16 protein-coding genes are annotated in these 17268 nt (G+C 68.0%); all 16 read right to left on the bottom strand.

Annotated elements, in window-relative coordinates:
- Positions 1-104: 104 nt before the first annotated feature.
- Complete coding sequence (gene ftsA, locus LRA87_RS15125) at positions 105-1367, bottom strand: cell division protein FtsA (RefSeq protein ID WP_230632680.1); 1263 nt, start codon at positions 1365-1367, stop codon at positions 105-107.
- Positions 1367-2314, bottom strand: a complete 948-nt coding sequence (locus LRA87_RS15120; protein WP_230632679.1) for a cell division protein FtsQ/DivIB — start codon at positions 2312-2314, stop codon at positions 1367-1369. Before LRA87_RS15120 ends, ftsA begins: the two co-directional genes overlap by 1 nt.
- Positions 2311-3216: a D-alanine--D-alanine ligase gene (locus tag LRA87_RS15115; RefSeq protein WP_230781633.1), complete on the bottom strand. Its 906-nt coding sequence runs from the start codon at positions 3214-3216 to the stop codon at positions 2311-2313. The genes LRA87_RS15120 and LRA87_RS15115 overlap by 4 nt, the downstream gene beginning before the upstream one ends.
- Before the next feature lie 23 nt (positions 3217-3239).
- A complete protein-coding gene (gene murB, locus LRA87_RS15110; RefSeq protein WP_443024893.1) occupies positions 3240-4145 on the bottom strand; it encodes a UDP-N-acetylmuramate dehydrogenase in 906 nt (301 codons plus the stop codon).
- Positions 4139-4339: a hypothetical protein gene (locus LRA87_RS15105; protein WP_230632677.1), complete on the bottom strand. Its 201-nt coding sequence runs from the start codon at positions 4337-4339 to the stop codon at positions 4139-4141. The genes murB and LRA87_RS15105 overlap by 7 nt, the downstream gene beginning before the upstream one ends.
- Positions 4336-5751 (bottom strand): UDP-N-acetylmuramate--L-alanine ligase, encoded by a 1416-nt coding sequence (gene murC / locus LRA87_RS15100; protein WP_230781631.1) that lies wholly within the window; start codon positions 5749-5751, stop codon positions 4336-4338. The genes LRA87_RS15105 and murC overlap by 4 nt, the downstream gene beginning before the upstream one ends.
- On the bottom strand, positions 5751-6908 hold the full coding sequence (murG, locus tag LRA87_RS15095) for an undecaprenyldiphospho-muramoylpentapeptide beta-N-acetylglucosaminyltransferase (protein WP_230632676.1): 1158 nt from the start codon (positions 6906-6908) through the stop codon (positions 5751-5753). The genes murC and murG overlap by 1 nt, the downstream gene beginning before the upstream one ends.
- Positions 6893-8125, bottom strand: a complete 1233-nt coding sequence (locus LRA87_RS15090) for an FtsW/RodA/SpoVE family cell cycle protein (RefSeq protein WP_230781630.1) — start codon at positions 8123-8125, stop codon at positions 6893-6895. Before LRA87_RS15090 ends, murG begins: the two co-directional genes overlap by 16 nt.
- Positions 8126-8136: 11 nt before the next feature.
- The gene (gene murD / locus LRA87_RS15085; RefSeq protein WP_230632674.1) at positions 8137-9432 is read right to left on the bottom strand and encodes a UDP-N-acetylmuramoyl-L-alanine--D-glutamate ligase; all 1296 of its coding nucleotides are present in this window, start codon (positions 9430-9432) and stop codon (positions 8137-8139) included.
- The gene (mraY, locus tag LRA87_RS15080) at positions 9429-10499 is read right to left on the bottom strand and encodes a phospho-N-acetylmuramoyl-pentapeptide-transferase (protein ID WP_230632672.1); all 1071 of its coding nucleotides are present in this window, start codon (positions 10497-10499) and stop codon (positions 9429-9431) included. The genes murD and mraY overlap by 4 nt, the downstream gene beginning before the upstream one ends.
- Complete coding sequence (locus LRA87_RS15075) at positions 10500-11894, bottom strand: UDP-N-acetylmuramoyl-tripeptide--D-alanyl-D-alanine ligase (protein ID WP_230632670.1); 1395 nt, start codon at positions 11892-11894, stop codon at positions 10500-10502.
- Between the two features lie 103 nt (positions 11895-11997).
- A complete protein-coding gene (locus tag LRA87_RS15070) occupies positions 11998-13413 on the bottom strand; it encodes a UDP-N-acetylmuramoyl-L-alanyl-D-glutamate--2,6-diaminopimelate ligase (protein ID WP_230632668.1) in 1416 nt (471 codons plus the stop codon).
- Between the two features lie 10 nt (positions 13414-13423).
- Positions 13424-15139, bottom strand: a complete 1716-nt coding sequence (locus LRA87_RS15065; RefSeq protein ID WP_230632666.1) for a peptidoglycan D,D-transpeptidase FtsI family protein — start codon at positions 15137-15139, stop codon at positions 13424-13426.
- A complete protein-coding gene (locus LRA87_RS15060) occupies positions 15136-15774 on the bottom strand; it encodes a hypothetical protein (protein ID WP_230632664.1) in 639 nt (212 codons plus the stop codon). The genes LRA87_RS15065 and LRA87_RS15060 overlap by 4 nt, the downstream gene beginning before the upstream one ends.
- On the bottom strand, positions 15771-16709 hold the full coding sequence (gene rsmH, locus LRA87_RS15055) for a 16S rRNA (cytosine(1402)-N(4))-methyltransferase RsmH (protein ID WP_230632662.1): 939 nt from the start codon (positions 16707-16709) through the stop codon (positions 15771-15773). Before rsmH ends, LRA87_RS15060 begins: the two co-directional genes overlap by 4 nt.
- Positions 16706-17206, bottom strand: a complete 501-nt coding sequence (locus LRA87_RS15050; protein WP_230632660.1) for a division/cell wall cluster transcriptional repressor MraZ — start codon at positions 17204-17206, stop codon at positions 16706-16708. The genes rsmH and LRA87_RS15050 overlap by 4 nt, the downstream gene beginning before the upstream one ends.
- Positions 17207-17268: the final 62 nt, after the last annotated feature.

The raw sequence follows: 17268 nt of genomic DNA, 5'->3' as shown, positions 1-17268 counted from the left end.
ACTTTCTCCGCCCCTACCGGTGAACGCGCCGGGACCTTGATTAACCTTTTGCCTCAACGACTCGCAACGTTCCACAGAAAACGAAGGCAAGCCATCGACGCGGCTCAATAATTCGCGCGCGCCGCCTGGATCAGCTTGCGCATCATGCCCATGCCCTTCTGGCGATGAACGGTAGTTTGCTGCGGAGCGACCCCGCGCAGATCGATCGGGTCGGTCGCCGCATAGAAGGCGAGCCCCGCCAGCGTCGCGAACGCCGGCCCGCCATGCGCTTCCGGCAGCGCGGTCAAACCGCGTGGCCGACCGATCCGCACCGACCGCCCGAGCGCCTGTTGCGCATAATCGGCGATGCCCTTCAGCTCGGCACCGCCGCCGGTCAGCACGACCTGACGTCCGACCGGCCCTTCGAACTTCAGATGTGCGAGCGCCTTGCGGACCTCGTCCATCTGATGCTCCAGCCGCTGGCGGACGATGCCGATCAGCTGCGCCTTGGTGATCTGCATCCCGCCATGCACGTCGTCCTCGGCGGCGATCGGCATCACCGGGATCATCTCGTGATTGTCGCGGGGGGAGGCGTTCGCGCTGCCGTGGAAGCACTTCATCCGCTCCGCCTGCGCGCGGCGGGTGCCGAACGCGCTGGCGATATCGTCGGTGATGTCCTGCCCGCCCATCGGGATCGAATGCAGCCCGACCAGCATGCCGCCGGCGAACAGCGAGACGTTGGTGATGCCCGCACCGATCTCGACCAGTGCGACGCCCAGCTCGCGTTCCTCCTCCGACAGACAGGCGAGCCCGGTCGCCACCGGAGACGCGATAATCGACTTCACCTCGAGATGCGCCGAGCGCACACACAGGTCGAGGTTGCGCACCGGCGACCCATCGGCGGCGACGACGTGGATGTGCACGCCGAGCCGGTCGGCATGCAGCCCGAGCGGCTTCTTGACGCCGGTCAGCCCGTCGAGCGTGTAGAGCGCCGGCTGCGCGTGCAGCACCATCCGTCCCTGCGGATCGATCGAATTGCGCCCCGCCGCGAGCAGGGCGTCGATATCCTGCTGTTCGACGCGGTGGCCACCCAGTTCGAACTCCACCTCTGCGACGTCGCTGACGAGGCCGCCGGCGGAGAAGCCGACCCAGACATTCTCGATGTTGATGCCCGCGATCCGCTCGGCCTGCTCGACCGCCTCGCGCACCGCCGCCTCGGTCGCGGCCATGTCGGCGATATAGCCGCGCTTGACGCCGCGACTCTCGCGTTGACCGGTGCCGAGCACGATCAGCTCGCCCCCGTCACCCTTTTGCGCGATCATCGCCGACACCTTCGACGACCCGATGTCGAGCGCCGTGATCAGCCCCTCCGGTGCAACCTTCGCCATTATCCCTCAGCCCCCGCATGAGAATCCGCCACGCCACCGTCGTTGGTGGTCGTGGTCGGCGATGTCGTGATTTCGCTCGGGTCCGGCACGTTGTGCGCCATGCTGGCCCCGGGCTTGCGCGCGACCAGCTTCGCCGGATCACGCATGTCGAACCGGATCCAGCCGCGCCCCAGCAACGGGCGTGCGCCATCCAGTTCGGCGAATTTCAGCAGCGCTCCCGGCGCGCCATCCTCGGGCAGCGCCAGCGTTTCGCCGCTGTCGAAGGTCAGATCCCACCGGCGATTGCCGATCCACGTCGCCGCCTTCACCCGTGGTTTCAGCGCCGGCGCGGCGGCGAGCAGCGTCTGGTACGCCGCCTCTTGCCGGTCCGCGCCCGGCCCGATGACGAGCGGCAGGTCGGGGATCGCATCGGGACGCACCGGCTCCAGCAGCACGCCATCCTTGTCGATCAGCGTCAGCTGGCCGTTGTCCTGCCACACCGCGGCGGGCGAGCGTTCGACGATATCGACCAGCAGCGTGTCGGGCAGCCGGCGCGAGACGTGCGCATCCGCGATCCAGCCGTAGCGCAACAGCTTCTGCCGCACCGATTCGAGGTCGACGAGCGGCATCGCCCGGCTCTGCTGGTCGAGCGCCACGGCGTAGACGCTCATCCGGTCCATCCGCTTCAGGCCGGTGACCTCGATCTGCTCGACGCGGAAACCCGCCTGCCCCGCCCCTTCGGCGATGGCGGTGCCGATCATGCCGGGGATGCCGATCCACGTCACCGCGGCGAGCGCGAGCGCGATGCCGCCGCCGGTGATCGTCCACGTCGCCGCCTTGCGGATCGTGTCTTCGCTGACCGGCACCGCGGACACCGCGCGCTCGAACAGCGTCGCCTTGCGTACCGGTTGCCTGCGCCGCGCGCCCGGTCGCTTGGGCGGCGGCCCGCGCTTGATCGTGCGACTCATCCCGCGCGATCCCGCAGCGCTTCGTCGACGATCGCCTGGACCAGCTCGGCATAGCTCATGCCCAGATGCCGCGCCTGTTCGGGGACGAGGCTGAGCGGGGTCATGCCCGGCTGCGTATTCACTTCCAGCAGGAACAGACCGTCGACGTCGCGCTCGTCGTCCCAGCGGAAATCGGATCGCGAGGCACCCTTGCAGCCGAGCAGGCGATGCGCTTCGAGCGCGAGGCTCTTGCAGGCTTCGGCGATGCGATCGGGGATATCGGCGGGGCAGACGTGTTCGGTCAGGCCGTCGGTGTATTTGGCGTCGAAATCGTACCAGCCGTTCCTAGGCTTCAACTCGGTCACGCCCAGCGCGCGGTCGCCGAGCACCGCCGTCGTCAGCTCGCGCCCGCGGACATAGGGCTCGGCCAGCAATTCATCGAATTCCTGCCACGGCCCCTTCACGTCGCGGCCGATCGGGTTGCCGTAATTGCCGTCGTCGGTGACGATCGCGACGCCGACCGACGACCCCTCGTTGATCGGCTTCAGCACGTATGGACGCTGGAGCGGATCGCGTGCGTGAATTTCGGCGGACTTGACGATGCGGCCGCCCGGCATGGGGATGCCGGCGGGGACCAGCACCTGCTTGGTCAGCACCTTGTCGATCGCGATCACCGACGTGGCGAGGCCGGAGTGCGTATAGGGGATACCCATCAGGTCGAGCATGCCCTGCACGCTGCCGTCCTCGCCGGGCGACCCGTGCAGCGCGTTGAAGACGAGGTCGGGCTGCGCCTCCGCCAGCCGCGCGGCGACGTCGCGCCCCATGTCGATGCGCGTGACGCGATGGCCGAGCGATTCGAGCGCGTCGGCACAGCCATTGCCGGATTGCAGCGAGACCGGTCGTTCGGCCGACCAGCCGCCCATCAGCACCGCGATGTGCAGCCCGCTCACGCCGTCACCCCGACCCGCTGGATTTCCCATTCCAGCGTCACCCCCGCATGCGCCTTCACCTTGTCACGTACCTCTTCGCCCAGCGCCTCGATATCCGCCGATGTCGCGGCGCCGAGGTTGAGCAGGAAATTACAATGCTTTTCGGATACCTGCGCATCGCCGCGGGTCAAGCCGCGACAGCCGGCGGCGTCGATCAGCGCCCAGGCCTTGTGCCCCGCCGGGTTCTTGAAGGTCGATCCGCCGGTCTTGCTGCGCAGCGGCTGCGACGCCTCCCGCTCGGCGGCGATACGGTCCATCTCCGCGCCGATCGCAGCGGGTTCGGCTGCATGGCCGCGGAACGTCGCGGCGATCACCACCGCGCCATCCGGCAATGCGCTGTGGCGATAGGTGTAGCCGAGATCGCCCAGGCTCAACGTGCGCCGCTCGCCCGATCGCAGCACCACGTCGCACTCGACCAGCACGTCCTTCACCTCGCGGCCATAGGCGCCACCGTTCATCCGGACGAAGCCGCCGACCGTGCCGGGGATCGAACGCAGGAACTCGACCCCGCCAATCCCCGCATCGCGCGCGGTCGAGGACACCAGAATGCCGCTCGCCCCGCCGCCGCAGCGCAAGGTGGTCGCGTCCAGCCGATCGACCTGCGCGAAAGCCTTGCCCAACCGGATCACCACGCCCGGCACGCCACCATCACGGACGATCATGTTGGAACCAAGGCCGAGCGCCATGACCGGCACGGCGGGATCGAGATCGCGCAGGAACGCGGCGAGGTCGTCGGCATCCTTCGGCTCGAACAGCCATTGCGCCGCCCCACCCGCCTTGAACCAGACCAGCGGCGCCAGCGCCGCCCGCTCGGTCAGGCGCCCGCGCACGGTCGGCAGATCGAGGACGGCATCGCCTACCAAGGCCCGACGCCCCACAATCGGGTCCACGCCTGGAACGCGGCGAGGTTCGCTTCGGCCGCCTTGCGCGTCGCCTCCTGCGCCTGCACCATCGCCTCGCCCGCGCCGACCGCGTGACCGCCGGCATCGAGCGACTTGCGCTGCGCATCGAGCATCTGCTTCTGGAGCTTCAGGCTCGCATCGAACCAGTCGTTCATCGCCGTTCCCCGATCGCAGCGGCCAGCCCTGCGGCCCACTTCGTGATGTCACCAGCGCCGAGGCAGACGATCATGTCGTTCGGCTGCACCGTCGCGGCGAGTTCGTCCGCCAACGCGTCCGCATCGGCCACGGTCGCCGCCGAACGATGGCCGCGCCGTTTCAATCCGTCGACCAGCGCCTGCGCGTCGACGCCCTCGACCGGCGCTTCGCCGGCGGCATAGACCGGGGTTACAAGCACGCGATCGGCGTCGTTGAAGGCGGTCTGGAAGTCTTCCATCAGCGACGCCAGCCGCGAATAGCGGTGTGGCTGGACGACGGCGATCACACGCCCTTGCGCGCCTTCGCGGGCCGCCGCGAGCACCGCACGGATCTCGACCGGGTGGTGACCGTAATCGTCGATGATCGTGACGGCCCCGGTCTCGACGGGCACTTCGCCGACCTTGGTGAAGCGTCGCTTGACGCCGCCGAACGCGGAAAAGCCCCGCTGGATCGTTGCGTCGGGGATGCCGAGTTCCAGCGCCACACCGATCGCCGCCAGCGCATTCTGGACGTTGTGCCGGCCCGGCATCGGCAGTTCGATATTCTCGATCGACCGTGTCGCGCCATCACGGGTGCGGACGATGCATTCGAAGCGGTTGCCGCCCGGGACTGGCGTGACGTTGACGCCGCGGATATCCGCCTGCGCAGAGAAACCGTAAGTGACCACGCGTCGGTCGCGCACCCGCGGCAGTATGTTCTGCACTTCGGGATGGTCGAGGCACAGCAGCGCCGCGCCATAGAAGGGTACGTTCTCGACGAACTCGACGAACGCGTCCTTCACGCCGTCGAAGCTGCCGTAATGGTCGAGATGTTCGGGATCGATATTGGTGACGACCGCGATCGTGCCATCGAGGCGCAGGAAACTGCCGTCGCTCTCGTCCGCCTCCACCACCATCCAGTCGCTCGCACCCAGCCGGGCGTTCGAACCGTAGCTGTTGATGATGCCGCCATTGATGACGGTCGGATCGACACCGCCAGCATCGAGCAGCGCGGCGACCATCGACGTCGTCGTGGTCTTGCCGTGCGTGCCGGCGACCGCGACGGTGGATTTCAGCCGCATCAGCTCGGCCAGCATCTCGGCGCGGCGGACCACCGGGATGCGCCGTTCCAGCGCCGCCTCGACCTCCGGGTTGGAGCGGACGATCGCGGTCGATGTCACCACCACCGCCGCATCCGCAACGTTGCTGGCGGCGTGGCCGATCGCGACGGGAATGCCCTTGTCGCGCAGCCCCTGCACGACATAGCCCTCGGCCACGTCCGATCCCTGTACGGTGTAACCGAGGTTCTTCATCACCTCGGCGATACCCGACATGCCGATGCCGCCGATGCCGACGAAATGGATCGGTCCGATGTCGGTCGCAACGCCGCGGATCATGCGAAAGCTGCCTTCTGCTTGGCAGGTTTTCCCACCGGGAGTCGCGACAGTGGCGCATCAAGGCTCTCGACCAGATCGGCCAGGTCGCTCACCGCCTTCGGTCGCCCGACGCTCTTCGCCCGCGTGGCGGCATTCTCGAGCGCGGCGGGATCGAGGCCCAGCTTCTGCATCTGCTTGGCGAGTTCCACGTTGGTGAATTCGGGCTGCGGGATCGTGCGTGCGCCGCCCGCCCTGGTGATCTCGCGCGCATTCGCCGTCTGGTGATCGTCGGTCGCACCGGGCAACGGCACGAGGATCGCCGGACGACCGGCAGCGGTCAGTTCGGCGATGGTCGAAGCCCCCGCACGCGCAATCACCAGATGCGCCCACGCCAGTTGCTCGGGCATGTCGGGCAGGTAGGTGGCGAGATCGGCCGGGATCTGGTGCTCGGCATATTTCGCACGCACCGCATCGATATCCTCGATCCGCGCCTGATGCGTCACCTGCAACCGGCGACGGAAGGTGACCGGCAGCATCGCGAGGCCGTCCGGCACCACCTGACTCAGAACACTCGCACCCTGACTGCCCCCGGTGACGAGCACGCGGAAGATGCCGTCCTCTTCCAGCAAGGGATAGGGCCGGGTGCGCAGTGCCAGAACGGCCTCACGCACCGGGTTGCCGACGAGATGGACCTTGGGCGACAGCTTCGCCGCCAGCCGCTCGGTCAGCTTGTACGACGTCGCAATGGCGGCAACACGGCTGGCGACCAGCCGGTTGACGCGGCCCAGCACCGCATTCTGTTCGTGCACCGCGGTCGGGATCTTGTCCGCGAACGCCGCCAGCAACGCCGGCATGGCAGGATAGCCGCCGAAGCCGATCACCGCGGCGGGCTTGAACGTGCGGTACAATTCGCGTGCCATCGCCCGCCCGCGCACCATCTCGCGCACCGCCGATGGCCAGCCGAGCGGCTTCTTCACCTGAAACCGCCCGGCGGGCAGGACGTGTGTCTGGATGCCCTCGAACAGCCCCGGGAAGCGCACGCCGCGCGCATCGCTGACCAGCGCCACGCGATGACCGCGCCGGGTCAATTCCTCCGCCAGCGCCGCCGCGGGGACCATGTGTCCGCCCGTACCGCCGGCGGCGAGGACGTAATGCTTGCTCAATTCGAACCCCATCTGACCACATACGGACTGCGCGTCAGGAACGGATTGCGCCGTGTGAACGCCAGCAGCAAGCCCATCCCGATCGACAGCGCGATCATCGACGATCCGCCATAGCTGATGAACGGCAACGTCATGCCCTTCGACGGCGCCAGCCCGGTGTTGACCGCCATCGACACCAGCGCCTGCGCGCCGAACTGTACTGCCAGCCCCGACGCGGCGAGCAGCTTGAATTCATCCTGTTCGTCCAGCAGCTTGACGAACACCCGCACGACGATCGCGAGGAACACCAGGGCGATGATCGAACAGGCGATCAGGCCGAATTCCTCGCCGATCACCGAATAGATGTAATCGGTATGGGCCTCCGGCAGGCCGAACTTCGCCGTACCGCCGCCGGGGCCGGTGCCGGTCCAGCCGCCGCTGGTGATCGTCGCATGCGCGGCGTTGGTCTGGAAGTGATCGCTCGCGCCCTCACCCTCGACGCCGGGAAACAGGAACGCGTCGATGCGATTGCGCGCGGTGCCGTAGAACATATAAGCGGCGACCAGCCCGACCGGCACCATGCCGATGATCGTACCCAGAATGCGCATCGGCGTGCCGGCGATCATGAGCAACGCCATCCATACGGTGCAAAAGATCACCGTCTGGCCGAAATCGGGCTGCAACATCAGCAGCACTGCAATCGTGCCGGTCAGCCCGCCGGTGATGAGGACGGTCGGCAGCTCGGGGTCCTTGGCCTTCAGCGACAACAGCCACGCCACCGTGACGATGAACAGCGGCTTGAGGAATTCCGATGGCTGGAACGAGGCGAAGCCATAGCCGATCCAGCGCCGCGCGCCGTTGATGCTGTTCCCCACGAACGGCGTCAGCGCAAGGCAGACGATCAATATGCCCGCGCCGACCAGCGCCAGCCGCCGTGCGAGCGGCACCGGTAGCATCGACACGCCGAACAGCACCGGCAGCGACACGCCGACCCAGATCAGCTGCCGCCAGAAATAATAGAGCGGGGTGAACTTGTGATGCTCGCCCGAATAACGGACCGCGGTCGCCGGGCTAGCCGCCGCCACCGCGATCAGGCCGATCGCGATCAGGAACAGCGTCAACAGCAGCAGCATCCGGTCGATGTCCCAGAACCACGTGCCGAGCGGCGACGAATCGCCACGCCCGCCGCGCCGCTTCACCCTGGCGATCAGCGTGTCGCTCGTGGGCTCCGCCCCTATCGGCTCCGCCATGCTCGTGCCGTTCATGGAAGGGCCTCCACCGCAGCCCGGAATGCGGCCCCGCGATCTTCGTAATCGCGGAATTGATCGAAGCTAGCACAAGCCGGCGACAACAACACCACGTCTCCGTCGCGTGCGGCAGCGGCAGCATGGGCGACCGCGGTGGCGAGGTCGCCCGCCGCCTCCACGGCCGGGACTCGGCCGGTCAGCAGTTCGTGGAACAGCGGCCCCGCCTCGCCGATCGTGTACGCCGCGACGACGCGATCGAAATAGGGCGCGCAGGCGTCGAGGTCGTCACCCTTGCGCTTGCCGCCGACGATCCAGTGGATGCGCCCGAACGCGCCGAGCGCCGGCGCGGTGCTTTCGGGATTGGTCGCCTTGCTGTCGTCGACGAAGGTCACGCCATCGCGGACGGCGATCGTCTGCATGCGATGCGCCAGGCTGACGTAGGTGGCGAGGCCCCGGTCGATATCGGCTTCGGACACGCCCAGCGCCTTGGCGACCGCGATCGCGGCAAGGGCATTTTGCGCATTATGCGGGCCTTGCAGCGCCGGCCACCGGCTCTGGTCCATGCACACGCCGGGCGCGATCTTGGTCAGGTGCTCGCCCCGCGCCGACAGGCTGCGTGCGATCTGCGCCGATGCCGCATCGCCGATGCCGATCACCGCGTCATGATCCGGGGACTGCATCGCGAAGAGGTGCGCCTTCGATGCGGCGTAACTCTCGAACCCGTCATATCGGTCGAGATGATCGGGCGTGATGTTCAGGAGCACTGCGATCTCGCAGTCGAGGCTCTGCGTCAGGTCGATCTGATAGCTGGAGAGTTCCAGCACGTAGACGCCGCCTTCCGGCAGCGGCTCCTGACCCAGAATGGGCAGGCCGATATTGCCGCCCATCGATGTGGGCCGGCCGGCGGTGGTGAGAATATGATGGACCAGTGCGGTCGTCGTCGACTTGCCGTTGGTGCCGGTGATGCCGACGACCGTGTGCGCCGGCAGTTCGCTGCGGGCCTGCGCGAACAGTTCGATGTCGCCGATCACCGGCACGCCTGCCACCCGCGCCCGCTCGACCAGCGGATGCGTGTTGAGGGGTACTCCCGGCGACACGACCAGTCCCGCCGCGCCTTCGAGGTTCAATGTCGCGATGTCGTGGACGATGACCCCGTTCACCCCGGCCGCACGCTCGCGTGCCGCGGGATCGCTATCCCATGCCACGACATGCGCGCCGCTCTTCGCCAGCGCCCGTACGGTAGCGAGGCCGGAGCGCGCCAGACCCAGCACGGCGTAACGCTTGCCCTCGAAGGTCCTGGAGGCGATCACCGCAACTTCAACGTCGACAGGCCGGCGAGCGCCAGCACGAGGCTGATGATCCAGAAGCGGATCACGACGGTCGGCTCGCTCCAGCCGAGTTGCTCGAAGTGGTGGTGGATCGGCGCCATGCGGAAGATGCGCTTGCCGGTGCGCTTGTAGAAGAACACCTGGATGATCACCGACATCGCTTCTGCGACGAACAGGCCGCCGACGATGCCGAGCACGATCTCGTGGTGCGCGACGACCGCGATCGTGCCGAGTGCGCCGCCCAGCGCTAGACTGCCGGTGTCGCCCATGAACACCGCGGCGGGCGGCGCGTTGAACCACAGGAAGGCGAGCCCCGCGCCGACCACCGCGCCGCAGAAGATAGCCAGCTCACCCGCCCCCGGCACGTGCGGGATGCCGAGATAGGTCGCGAACTTCACGTTGCCCGCGAGATAGACGATCAGCATGAACGCGACGCTGGCGATGATCACCGGCATCGTCGCCAGCCCGTCGAGCCCGTCAGTCAGGTTCACCGCGTTGCCGAACGCGACGATCGTGAACGCCGCGAACAGCGGGAAGAAATAGCCGAGATCCAGGTACATGCGATCGGTGAACGGCAAATACAGATGCGGCCCGTTCTGCCCCATGATGATCCACGACGCAGTGCCGGCGATGGCGAATTCCAGCAACAGGCGCGTACGGCCGGAGACGCCGGCGGTGCTCGCCTTCGTCACCTTGTCGTAATCGTCCATGAAGCCGATCGCGCCGAAGCCCAACGTCACGAACAGGCAGGCCCAGACATAGGGGTTGCTGAGGTCCATCCAGATCAGGATGGCGAGCGCCATGCTGGTCAGGATCATCAGCCCGCCCATCGTCGGCGTGCCGCGCTTGGCGAGGTGCGTCTGCGGTCCGTCGGCGCGGATCGGTTGCCCCTTGCCCTGCCGCACGCGCAGCCAGCCGATGAAGCGCGGACCGATGATCAGCCCGATCAGAAGCGCCGTCGCCACCGCCGCCCCGGTCCGGAAGGACTGGTAGCGGATGAGGTTCAGCAGCCCGGTGAAGCCCAGGTGCTCGGCGATCCAGTACAGCATTTACGTTCCGACCCCCTGCGCCTGCGACGCGCCAGCATTGGCGAGTCCCGCGACGACCCGCGACAACCCGACCCCGTTAGACCCCTTGACGAGCAATGCATCGCCGGCGCGAGCCAGATCCTTCAGACGGCCGAGCGCTGTCGCAGCGTCGGGCACATGCATGACTTCGACCCGCCCCTCAAGGGCTTGCGCGAGCGGCGTCATCGCTTCGCCGACGAGCAGCGCCGCTTCGACGCGTGCGGCCAGAATGGGGTCGGCCAGATCCGCGTGATAACCCGCCGAGGCATCGCCGAGTTCGCGCATCTCGCCCAGCACTGCGATATGCCGTCCCGGCTCTTCGGCAAGCACCGCGAGCGTCGCCCGCATCGATGCCGGATTGGCATTGTAGCTTTCGTCGATGACCAGCATGTCGCCACCCACGGCGGGCGCGAGGAAGCGGGCGCCGCGGCCGGCCAGCCCGCCCATCTCCGCCAGCGCGAGGCCGACGCGCGCCAGATCGGCGCCTGCTACGTCGACGGCGGCAAGAACGGCGAGCGCGTTGGATACCCAATGCATGCCCGGCTGCGACAGGGTGAACGACAATTCCCGATCGCCCAGTTTCGCGGTGACGAACGAGGCGCCGGAGGGCAACCGCATCGCCTCTACCGCGCGCACGTCAGCGCCCTTGTCGAGGCCGAAGGTGATCGTGCGCGCGGCATAGGGCGCGGCGGCGGCGATCAGCCGGTCGCGGTGCGGGCTGTCATAAGGCACGATCGCGACGCCACCGGGTTCGAGCCCACGAAAGATCTCGCCCTTCGCATCGGCGATGGCGCTTTCGTCGGCGAAGAACGCGGTATGGGCGGGTGCGATCGCGGTCACGATCGCGATGTGCGGGCGAACCAGCCCGGTCAGCACGCCGAGTTCCCCGGCGTGGTTCATCCCCATTTCGAACACGCCGACCTTCGTGTCACGCGGCATGCGGGCGAGGCTGAGCGGCACGCCGGTGTGGTTGTTGTAGCTCTTCACCGACCGGTGGACATCGCCGGGTAGCGACCGGTCGAGGGCCGCGAACAATGCTTCCTTGGCGCTGGTCTTGCCGACCGAACCGGTGACGCCGATTACCGTGCCCGCCATACGTGCCCGCGCCGCGCGGCCGAGATCGTTGAGCGCGGCAAAGGTGTCGGCGACGCGGACGTGCGGATGCGCCGTATCGGCCGATACGATCGCGCCCGCAGCGCCTTGCGCGAAGGCCTGGTCGAGGAAGCGATGGCCGTCGGTACTGTCGCCGGTCAGCGCGACGAACAGATCGCCCGGACCGACCTCTCGGCTGTCGAAGGCGACGCCACCGGCGGCAAAGTCGGCAGCGGCGACGCCATAGGTGGCGGCGGCAATCTCCGCGGCAGTCCAGAGCGTCATCCGACCCTCCCCGGCACGGGAAGGGAAACTGCGCTCGCGAAGCGTGGTGGAGTAGGACTTCCGCAAAGGACAGGTTCGCGACGGTGAGCGGCGCGCCGGCCCATCACGCCGCGCACTCGCGTGCGACCGTCACGTCGTCGAACGGCAATTCCATGTCGCCGACGATCTGGCCCTGCTCATGGCCCTTGCCGGCGATCAGGACGATATCCTGCGCCTCCGCCTGCTGGATCGCAAACCGGATGGCCTCGCGACGGTCGCCGATTTCGCGCGCCTGCGTCGCCCCCTTCAGGATCGCGGCGCGGATCGCCGACGGGTCCTCGGTCCGGGGATTGTCGTCGGCAACGATAGCGATGTCGGCTTGCATCTGCGCGACCTGCCCCATCGTCTCGCGCTTGCCGGCGTCGCGGTCTCCGCCCGCCCCGAACACCACGATCAGGCGTCCGCCGGCATGCGGCTTCAGCGCCGCGATCGCCGCTTCCAGCGCATCGGGCGTATGGGCATAATCGACGTAGACGGGCGCGCCGGTCCGCGTGATCACCGCACGCTCCAGCCGCCCTCGAACCGGCTGCAATCGGGCAAGGTCAGAAATCGTCCTGGCGACGTCGCCGCCGGTCGCGATCACCAGCCCCGCCGCGACCAGCGCGTTCGCTGCCTGATAGCCGCCGATCAGCGGCAACGTGACGCGATGCGTCTGCCCCTCCGCCTCGATCGTCAGCCCCTGCCCCAGCAAGGTCGGATCGCGGCCGACCAATCGCAGCGTGGCGCCGCGCTCGCCGACCGTCACCAGCCGGTTGCCGCGCGCCTGCGCCAGATCGATCACCCGCGCCGATTCGACGTCGTCCGCCCACACCACCGCGGTGCCGTCCGTGCTCAGCACCTCTGAAAACAGCCGCAGCTTGGCCGTGAGATAGGCGCCCATGTCGCCGTGGTAATCGAGATGATCGCGCGACAGATTGGTGAACGCGGCAGCGGCGACGTTCAGACCCTCGGTCCGATATTGCACCAGCCCGTGGCTCGACGCCTCGAACGCGACGTGGGTCACGCCCTCGCGCGCCAGTCCGGCGACGTTGGACAGGAACGTCACCACATCGGGCGTGGTCAGCCCGGTCGTCACCCGCTCGTCCGCGGTGGTGACGCCCAGCGTGCCGATCGAGGCGGCATGTTCGCCCGCCATCCGCCACAATTGCCGCGTCATCTCGACCGTCGAGGTCTTGCCGTTGGTGCCGGTCACCGCCACCGCGACACCGGGAAACGGCGCGAAGAATTTGGCGGCCAGCTGCGCGAAACATTCGCGTGGATTTTCCGCATGGATAGCCACTGCGCCATCCACCGTCACGCCCGGCCGTACGACGATCGCTACCGCGCCCGAGCGCACCGCCTCTGCGATATAGTCCTCGCCGTTCACCCGCACGCCCTGGAAGGCGCCGAACACGGTGCCGGGTGCTACCTTGCGGTGATCGATCGCGAATCCGGTGACGGCGACGTCTTCGCCACCGCCGGTCAGGGTTGCCAGCTTCATCGGTCCGCGCTCACTGACCGGTCGGCGTCGTGCGGCTGGGGTCCTGCCACAAGGTCGGGACGATGTCGGACACGTCGATATCGCGCGTCGCGTCGGGAACGACGCCGAGCATCGCGCCCACTCGCGAAATCGTCCGGCCGACCACAGGTGCGGCGTTCCACGCAGCGGTTTTCCACCCGCCAGTCTCCTTCGTCCCCAGTGGCGAATCGAGCATCGCCAGCACGACATAACGCGGCTGATCCATCGGGAACGCCGCGGCGAAGGTGGCGACATTGCGCGACCGATCGTAGCCGCCCGCCACCGCGGCCTCCGCCGTACCCGTCTTGCCGCCGACGCGATAGCCCGGAGCTTCACCCTTGCGGCCCGTGCCGCGCAGGACGATCAGCCGCAGCATCTGGCGCATCCGCGCGCTGGTCTGCTCGCTGATCACGCGGCGACCGACCGGGGCGTGGCCCGGTGCGACCTTCAGCAGCGTCGCCGGCCGCCATACCCCGCCGTTGACCAGCGCGGCATAAGCGCTGGCGAGGTGCAGCGGCGTCACCGCAATGCCATGGCCGTACGCCGTCGTCATCGTCGTCGTGCGCGCCCAATAGGTCGGCATCAGCGGACGCCCCTTCTCGCGCAGCTCGATATCGGGCTTGGTGTCGAAGCCGAGCTTGCGGAACATCGTCTGCATCCGCTGCGGTCCGATTTCGTCGGCCACCCGCGCGGTCGCGATGTTCGACGAATAGATCAGTGTTTCCGCCATGTTGAGCCAGCGCTTCGGATCACCGCGCTCGTCGTGGATGGTATAGCCGCCGACCTTCAGCGGATGCGTCGCGTCGAACCGGCGCGCGAACGACGTCACCACCCCGGTATCCATCGCCGTCGCCATCGTGATCGGCTTGAACGTCGATCCCAGCTCGAACACGCTCTGCGTCGTGATGTTGCGCAGTTCTTCGCTGCCCGCCATGCCGACGCGATTGGGGTTGAACGTCGGCAGAGAGACCATCGCGATCACCTCGCCGGTCGCCACGTCGAGGACGATGCCGCCTGCGCCGCGCGCCGAGAAAGTGCCCATCGCACGGCCGAGTTCGCTCTCCATCGCGGCCTGCACGCGCGCGTCGAGCGACAATGCCACCGGCTGGCCTGCCTTGGTCGGATCGAGCAGCCGCTCGTCGAGCACGCGCTCCATGCCGCTCATGCCGTGGCCGTCGGTCGACAGGAAACCGAGCGCGTGGCTCGCCATCGTCGATTGCGGGTACAGCCGCTGCGTCTCGCGCGCGAACACCAGTGCCGGTTCGCCGATGGCGTTGACCTGTTCGACCAGTGCCGGACTGGCGCGCCGCTGGAGATAGACGAAGCTGACGTTGCGGGTCAGCTGACCATAGAACCACGCCTGATCGCCGCGATCGGGCATCAGGGCCGCCAGACGGCTGGCGATCTCCATCTTGTCGCCGATGATCTTCCTGGGGTGGACCGCGATCGTCCACGCGTCGATCGTACGGGCGAGCGGCGCGCCGTTGCGATCGACGATGTCGCCACGCGCCGCGAGTGCCGCGACCCGCGCCTCCGCCTCGCCGCCCGACAGCACGCCCAGCATCGCCAGCCGCCCGATGACCAACGTCACCGCCGCCGCGAACAGCATCAGCAACATCATCAGCCGCGTATGCGACGTCGCCACCAACGCATGGCGTTGGCCCGCGCTACGCCGCTGCGGCACCGGACGGGCGACGATGACGGTCAACGCTTGCGGGCCTCCGCACGCGCGCTGCTGAGGATATCGCCGAGCGTCGTGTCGGACAGCAGCTTCTTGTCGAGCATCGCCACAGCCTGCGGCCGGACCTTGGCGACTGCCGCCTTGCCGCGAGCCGCCTCGTCCAGCTTGGCGATCAGCGGCGCGCTCTTCGCGATCGCGGCGACACGGATCACCGCGCGTTTGGCGGTCGGCATGGCGGCGGCAACCTGAATGACGGCGGGCGTAGCGGCGGCAGGAGCAGCGGTCGGAGCCGGCGTGGCGATCGTCGGCAGCGACGGCACGACCAGCGCGGCGGTCTGCATGCCCGGCTGCATCGGCAGGCCGATCTGGTTGACGTCGAGGCTGGCGAGCGCCGCTTCGTCAGTGACGAACTGGTGCGCGACCGGCGCGGCGAGCGCCAGCGTCTCGCCGTTCCACTTTTCCAGCTGGGCGAGGTTCGCACGTGTCTCGAACTCGGTCTCGAGCGCGCGGATATCGCGCTCGGCGGAATCGATCTTGCGATCCATGCCTTCCAGCTTCTTGCGCTCCGCCGCGACCTGCAGCGACACCAGGTAGAAACCGAGGACGATGGCGACGCAGCCACCGAACCACCCGATCCCCTTGAACCGATACGCCGCAGTCATAATGCCACCTCCGCCAAGTCGTTGCTGTTCCAAGCGGGGGCCGCCGTCCGCCGCGCAGTCCGTAAAGTCGCCGATCGGGCGCGCGGGTTGCGCGCCACTTCCGCCTCGCCCGCACGCACCGCACGGCCGACCGCTTCGAAACTGGGTGCCACCACCGTACTCGCCTGCGGCAGGTGCCGCGAACCGCCGGGGGTATTGCCCGACCGGTCGCGCAGGAATCGCTTGACCATGCGATCCTCCAGACTGTGGAAGGTGACCACCGCCAAACGACCGCCCGGCTTCAGCGCGCGCTCGGCCGCGGCAAGGCCGTCCGCCAGTTCGCCGAGCTCCCGGTTCACGTGGATGCGAATCGCCTGGAAGGTGCGCGTCGCCGGGTCCTTCTTGTCATGCGGGCGGTAGCCGAGCGCCTTGCGCACGACGTGGGCCAGCTCCGACGTCCGGGTCAGCGGGCGCGCGGCGACGATCGCGCGCGCGACGCGGCGCGACTTGGGCTCGTCGCCGTAATGGTACAGAACGTCGGCGATCGCCTCTTCGTCCGCTTCGTTGAGGAAGTCGGCCGCACTCGCGCCCTCCTGCGCCATCCGCATGTCGAGAGGGCCGTCCGACTGGAACGAAAAGCCGCGCTCCGCCTGATCGAGCTGCATCGACGACACGCCGATATCCATCGTCAGCCCGTCGACCGGACCGTCCAGCGCCGCCTCCAATGCGGAGAAGTCGCTGTGCACCAGCGTCAGGCCGGGAATGTTCGCTGCGCGGCCCACGGCGATCGCGTCCGGATCGCGATCGAAGGCGATGACCTGCGCGCCGGTCGCGAGGATCGCACGCGTGTAGCCGCCGGCGCCGTAGGTGGCATCGACCATCGTTTCGCCCGGGGCGGGAGCGAGCGCGGCGATCACCTCTTCGAGCAGCACGGGGACGTGGGGCGCATCCGTCACAGCGCTATTCCCTTGTCCTGACAGTAATAGCGGCAGGCGGCGACCATCTGCGGCGCGATGCCCGGCGTCGACAGCAGGGTCTTCGGATCCCAGATCTCGATATAGTCGAGCGTGCCCCAGAAGAAGGCGTGCGCGCCGATGTTGGCGTAGAAGCGGGGAAAGCCGGGCATGATGAAGCGCCCGGAACCATCGAACGGCACCGCTTCGCCATTCGCGCCGCCGCGTTTGATATTGTGATCGATCTTGCCGTCGACACCGCGCGACAGGGCGACACGTTCGTTCAGTTCGCGCTTCAGTTCGGCGATGTAGGCGGGGTCATAGGCGATCAGGCAGGGCTGATCCTCGTGCGCGGCGATGATGACGGTGCCGCCGTCCTTGCCGTCGGCGCGGGGCGCATTCTCGGCCAGCGTGCTGCGGAGCGCGTTGGGGATGGCGACCCGTCCCTTGTCGTCGACAAGAGCAAGTCCACTTCCCTGATAATCGCCCCTTTCCGACACGCCCGTCTCGCACCCTGACGCGCACGGCTCACCGTTTCGAAAAACGGCCTGTCGCCGTCTCT

Origin of the sequence: Sphingomonas sp. Leaf37 (genome assembly GCF_920939475.1) — a bacterium.
In the GTDB taxonomy this organism is placed as follows: Bacteria; Pseudomonadota; Alphaproteobacteria; order Sphingomonadales; family Sphingomonadaceae; genus Sphingomonas.
The sequence above is the reverse complement of the archived record's forward strand: the minus strand, read 5'-3'. Positions and strand labels throughout refer to the sequence as shown.

Excerpts from the sequence above, each read along its gene's own strand:
- ftsA (WP_230632680.1), bottom strand. The coding sequence starts at position 1,367 with ATGGCGAAGGTTGCACCGGAGGGGCTGATCACGGCGCTCGACATCGGG.
- LRA87_RS15120 (WP_230632679.1), bottom strand. The coding sequence starts at position 2,314 with ATGAGTCGCACGATCAAGCGCGGGCCGCCGCCCAAGCGACCGGGCGCG.
- LRA87_RS15115 (WP_230781633.1), bottom strand. The coding sequence starts at position 3,216 with ATGGGCGGCTGGTCGGCCGAACGACCGGTCTCGCTGCAATCCGGCAAT.
- LRA87_RS15105 (WP_230632677.1), bottom strand. The coding sequence starts at position 4,339 with ATGAACGACTGGTTCGATGCGAGCCTGAAGCTCCAGAAGCAGATGCTC.
- murG (WP_230632676.1), bottom strand. The coding sequence starts at position 6,908 with ATGGGGTTCGAATTGAGCAAGCATTACGTCCTCGCCGCCGGCGGTACG.
- LRA87_RS15090 (WP_230781630.1), bottom strand. The coding sequence starts at position 8,125 with ATGGCGGAGCCGATAGGGGCGGAGCCCACGAGCGACACGCTGATCGCC.
- mraY (WP_230632672.1), bottom strand. The coding sequence starts at position 10,499 with ATGCTGTACTGGATCGCCGAGCACCTGGGCTTCACCGGGCTGCTGAAC.
- LRA87_RS15075 (WP_230632670.1), bottom strand. The coding sequence starts at position 11,894 with ATGACGCTCTGGACTGCCGCGGAGATTGCCGCCGCCACCTATGGCGTC.
- LRA87_RS15070 (WP_230632668.1), bottom strand. The coding sequence starts at position 13,413 with ATGAAGCTGGCAACCCTGACCGGCGGTGGCGAAGACGTCGCCGTCACC.
- LRA87_RS15060 (WP_230632664.1), bottom strand. The coding sequence starts at position 15,774 with ATGACTGCGGCGTATCGGTTCAAGGGGATCGGGTGGTTCGGTGGCTGC.